A 6,070-nucleotide genomic window follows, 5' to 3' on the forward strand; every position below is an offset into this window, starting at 1 on the left:
GTCGGGCCGGCTCAGCACTGCCGGTGACGTAGCCAACCAGACGCTTGTCGCCCGGGCGATCTTCTCGCGCAATGACTGCCGCCTGATCCACACCCACCAGATCGGCCAGCACAGCTTGGATCTCGCCCAATTCGATGCGATAGCCACGGATCTTGACCTGCTCATCGGCCCGACCCAGATACCGCAACTGCCCGTCAGGGCCCCAGGACACCAGATCCCCGGTGCGATACATGCGTCCCCCGGACCCACCGAACGGACACGCCACGAACCGCGACCCTGTCAACCCGCCCCGGCGCAGATACCCGCTCGCGAGTCCCGCACCGGCCACATACAACTCCCCGACCACCCCAACCGGCACCGGACGCAACCACCGATCCAGAACGAAAAACGCCGCCCCCGGCACCGGCACACCGATCGGCACCACCCTCGCCCCAGCTTCCAGCGGCGCAGTGAACGACGTGTACCACGTCTCCGTCGGACCATAACCATTGATCATCACCCGACCCGGCGCCCACCGATCCACCAACTCACTCGGACACGCCTCACCCGCCACCACCAACGCCGTCGACCCCAAACCATCCGAAGACAACGCCGCCGCCGCAGACGGCGTCTGATTCAAAACAGAAACACCCTCAGCAACCAACAACGCATGCAACTCATCCGGCGAAGCCGCCACCACATCAGACACCACCACCAACCGCCCACCACCCAACAACGCACCAAAGATCTCCCACACCGACACATCAAACGCATACGAATGCCACTGCGACCACACCCCCGCGCGCGGCAACCCCACATCCAAGGACCCGAGCAACTGAGTGACGTTGCCATGAGGCACCGCAACACCTTTCGGAACACCCGTCGTCCCCGAGGTATAGATCACATAGGCGATGTCGTCAGCAGCCGGCACCGGCAATGCGGTGACAGGCTGAGTCGCGATGAGCGGATCGGCCACGTCGACAACCTCGACCCCGCACACGCGCAGCCGTTCAGCCAAAGGGCCGGTGCTCAGCGCGGCAACCGGCTTGGCATCCGCGGCGACGACCGCGATCCGCGCGTCCGGATGCGCCGGATCGATCGGCAAATACGCCGCACCCGACTTGAGCACCGCCAAAATCGCGACAATCGCCTCCGCCGAACGATTCAGCAACAACGCCACACACTCACCCGGGCCCGCGCCATGATCAACAAGCACATGCGCCAACCGATTCGAGGCCTCATCAAGTTCTCGGTACGACATGGACCTGCCGTCGAAGGTCACCGCCGCCGCATCAGGCACCCGGTCAACCTGCTGAGCGAACAGCACCGGGACCGATGCTTGCGAAGGTGCGGTGCAGGTGAGTGTGGACCGGTTGCCGACCTCGTCGAGGCGAGCGTGCTCGCCGTCGTCCAACACATCGATCGACGACAAGCGCTGTGCCGGATCGACCGCCATCGCCGCCAGGACCCTTGCCAGCCGCTCGACCATCACCTCGATGGTCCCGGCGTCGAACACGTCAGTCCGGAACTCCACCGAACCACCGAGCCCAACCGACTCACCCTGCACATCGAATCGCTCGCCCAGCGCGAAAACCAGATCCATCCGCGCGGTGTGGGTTTCGGCTGTCTGCGGCGCGGCGTGCACATCGCCCGCCGCCGACTCGGCAGCAGGGGCATTGGCGGGATTCTGCCAGGCCAGCATCACCTGAATCAGCGGGTGATGGCTCAGACTGCGGGTCGGGTTCAGCTTGTCCACCAACACCTCGAAGGGCACATCCTGATGCTCGTAGGCTGCCAGGCTGCGCTGCCGCACCTGCCCGATCGTCTCGGCGACGCTGGGGTCAGCGGCCAGATCGACCCGCAACACCAGGGTGTTGACAAAGAACCCGACCAGTTCGTCCAGGGCGGGATCGTTACGCCCGGCGATCGGGAAGCCGACTGCCACATCAGGACTGGCACTCAGCTTCGACAGCAGCACCGCCAGCGCTGCCTGCACCACCATGAAACTGGTCGCATTGTGCTCCCGCGCAACCGCCGCCACCTGCTGCTGCAACTGAGCCGGCCAATCCACCTTCACGACCCCGCCGTGGTGATCGGCGACCGCCGGGTACGGGCGATCCGTCGGCAACTCAAGGTGGTCGGGCACTCCCGCCAAGGCGTCCTGCCAGTAGGCCAGTTGACCGGCGATGCGGCTGCGCGGGTCAGACAGCTCGCCGAGCTGCTCGCGCTGCCAGAGTGCGTAATCCACGTACTGCACCGGCAAGGGAGACCACTCCGGCTCCTGGCCGGCACACCGGGCCGCGTAAGCGACAGCCACATCACGCGCCAGTGGAGCGAAAGACCACGCATCCCCGGCGATGTGGTGGACCACTGCGACCAGCACATGGTCATTCCCGGAAACGCGGAAAAGCCTTGCCCATATCGGAATCTCGGTATCCAGCTCGAATGGATGCCTTACAGCCGTGTCGATGGCGCCCGCCAGCTGGTCGGCCGGCCAACCTGAGGCATCGACCTCGTCCCAGGCGACATCAACCTGCTCGGCGGGGATGACCAGTTGCCGGGGGACGCCGTCGACCGCAGGGAAGACCGTGCGCAGACTCTCGTGCCGGGCCGCCACATCGGCCAACGCCCGGCGCAGCGCGTCGACGTCCAACCCGCTGACCCGATAGATCATCGGCATGTTGTAGATCGGTGAATGGCCGTGCAATTGGTCCAGGAACCACAACCGTTGCTGGGCATACGACAACGGCACAACTTCGGGCCGGTGCATGGGCACCAACGGTGTCCGTCCGCCCGACCCCGTAGCGGTTCGCGGCTCCAGCTGGGCAACTGTCGGCGCATCGAACACCGCGCGGACCGCCAGATCACAGTCGAACGCGGTGTTGATCGCATTGATCAGCCGTATCGCTGACAGGGAGTCACCACCAAGATCGAAGAACGAATCGTCGACCCCAACCCTCTCCAGACCGAGAACCTGGGCGTAGATACCGGCCAGGATCTCCTCGGCGGGAGTGGACGGGGCACGATAGCTGTCGGCGTCGATGTACTCCGGCGCCGGGAGCGCACGTCTGTCCAGTTTGCCGTTGACGGTCAACGGGATTGCGTCGACCACCACGACCGCGGCAGGGACCATGTAGGCCGGAAGGTGTTCGGCCAGTTGGGCTCGGGCCTTACCGGTGTCGAACAGCCCGGGTGCCGTCTCAGTGACGTAGCCGATGAGCCGCTTCTCACCCGGGTGGTCCTCGCGGGCAACGACGACGGCTTGTTCCACGCCGTCCAGATCCACCAAAGAGACCTGGATTTCGCCCAGTTCGATCCGGTAGCCCCGGATCTTGACCTGCTCGTCGGTGCGGCCCAGGTACTGCATCTGTCCGTCACTGCCCCAGCGCACCAGATCTCCGGTCCGGTACATGCGCGTCCCCGAGCCGCCGAACGGGCAGGGGACGAAGCGCGATGCGGTCAACCCTGCTCGTCCCACATAACCCACTCCGACGCCGCGGCCCGCCACGTACAACTCCCCCACGACGCCGGGAGGCACTTCTTTCAGCCAGCGATTCAGAACGAACAACGCAGCCCCGGGTGCCGCGGAACCGATCGGGACGATGTTCGGAATCGCCGTGTCTGCTTTCAAAGGCGCGCTGATCGCCGCGTACACCGTGGCCTCGGTGGGGCCGTATGCGTTGATCAGGACACGTCCCGGCGCCCACCGCTGCACCAACTCGGTGGGGCATGCTTCCCCTGCCACCACCAAGGCGGTGGATTCCAGACCCTGCGGTGAGAGCATCCCCGCAGCCGAAGGCGTCTGGCTCAAGACGGTGACTTTCTCGGTCACCAACAACTCGTGCAGATCGTGTGGTGAACGGGCCACCTCCTCGGGCACCACGACCAACCGGCCGCCGTGCAACAGAGCGCCGAAGATGTCCCACACCGATACGTCGAACACCAACGAATGCCATTGCGACCACACCGTTCCGGGGCCCACCAATGCCGGATCAACAGCCCCGAGGAACTGCGTCACATTCTGATGGGTGATCGCTACACCCTTGGGCACACCTGTGGTCCCCGACGTGTAAATCAGATACGCGATGTCATCCGCGGCAGGCGACGACAACAGCGTGGCGGGCAGCTCCTCCCACCGAGGATCAGCGATATCGACGACGGTCAGGTCGTCCCCACTCAGCCGTGCACCCAACTCAGCGGTGGTGACCGCCGCGACCGGTGCGGCATCGGTGAGCATGAACCCGATGCGCGCGTCCGGCATCATCGGGTCGATCGGCAGATACGCTGCGCCAGACTTGAGCACCGCAAGGATCGCGACGATCGCCTCGGCCGAATGGTTGAGCAGCAAAGCGACGCACTCACCCGGACCCGCACCCACACCAGTCAGATAGTGCGCCAAGCGATTCGATGCCTCGTCAAGCTCACGATAGGTCAATGACCGATCCCCACACGCCACTGCCGCTGCACCCGGGTCGCGCGCCACCTGCTCGGCGAACATCACCGGAATCGACACGCCGGCCACCGATTCGGACATCACTCCCCGGTTACCCCACCTGTCGAGGCGAACGTGGTCAGCGGGCTCCAGCAGATTTATCGACGACAGGTTCGCTGCGGGATCCGCGGTCAGGTCCTGCACCACCCGCGTCAGTCGGTCGACGAACGTCTGGACGGTCGAGGCATCGAAAACATCCGTGCGGAACTCCACCGCCCCGGTGATCCCGGCCGGCTCGCCGGCGCTCCAGCGCTCTGCCAACGAGATCGTCAGATCCATGCGGGCGGTCTGCGTGTCCGCCTGCAGCGGTGTGGCCTCCATTCCACCCAAAGTCGGCGAGGCCGCCTGGTCGTGGTCCCGACTGGCCAGGTTCTGCCACGCCATCATCACCTGCACCAGCGGATGGTGGGTCAAACTTCTAGCCGGATTGAGCCGATCGACAACCATCTCGAAGGGCACATCTTGGTGCTCGTAGGCAGCGAGGCTGCGACGCCGGACTTGCGCCAACAGGTCAGCACCTGTGGGATCGCCGTCGAGTTCGACCCGCAGGACCAGGGTGTTGACGAAAACGCCGACCAACTCATCCAATGCCGGATCGCTGCGTCCGGCGATCGGGAAGCCGACTGCCACATCGGAACCTGCGCTCAATTGGGCAAGCAACACCGCCAGTGCGGCCTGGACCACCATGAAGCTGGTGGCGTTGTGTTCACGGGCCACTCGCGCTATCTGCTGCTGTAATTCGGCCGGCCACTGAACCGCGATACTGGCCCCGCGGTAGTCCGCGACCGGTGGATAGGGTCGGTCCGTCGGCAGCTCCAGCCGCTCGGGCAGCCCGGCCAGCGCCTGCTCCCAGTACGCCAACTGTCCAGCGATCCGACTCTCTGGATCTCCCGGATCGCCCAGATACGAGCGTTGCCACAACGTGTAGTCGACGTACTGCACCGGCAACGGTGCCCAGCCCGGGGCCTGTCCCGCGCACCGGCTCGCGTAGGCCAGCCCGATATCCCGTACGAGCGGCCCGATCGACCAGCCATCGCCGGCGATGTGATGGACCACCGCCACCAGCACATGGTCACCCTCGCCCACTCGGAAAAGGGTTGCCCTCAAAGGTGTTTCGCCAGACAAGTCGAAGCTGTGCTCGACGGCCGCGCGAATGGCGTCGGGTAGCCGATCTGCGGGCCAGCCGGTGGCATCAACGACCTGCCATCCCAGATCGACCTGGTCTGCGGGCACCACGACCTGCCGCGGAATCCCCTCGACAGAACTGAAGACTGTGCGCAATGACTCGTGGCGCTCCACCACATCGGCCAGTGCCTGGCCGAGCGCATCGACATCGAGCTCACCGGTGATCCGATATGCAGCAGGCATGTTGTAGATCGCCGACGGTCCCTCCAACTGGTCGAGGAACCACAACCGCTGCTGGGCATAGGACAACGGCAAAACATCCGGGCGCTGCTGGGCCACCAACGGCTCACGCCGACCCGAGCTCTCACCGGCACGCCCAGCAAGACCAGCCACCGTCGGTGTCTCGAACACCGCACGAACCGCAAGATCGGTATCCAAGCCCGCATTGACAGCATTGATCAACCGCATCGCCGA

At 65.1% G+C, this 6,070-nt stretch carries 1 protein-coding gene; it reads right to left on the minus strand.

Translation table 11 applies throughout. From position 1 onward, the window contains the following. A partial coding sequence (locus H977_RS0128320; RefSeq protein WP_029111010.1) for a non-ribosomal peptide synthetase occupies positions 1-6,070 on the minus strand: 6,070 nt, incomplete at both ends.

Origin of the sequence: Mycobacterium sp. URHD0025 (assembly GCF_000426065.1) — a bacterium.
In the GTDB taxonomy this organism is placed as follows: Bacteria; Actinomycetota; Actinomycetes; order Mycobacteriales; family Mycobacteriaceae; genus Mycobacterium.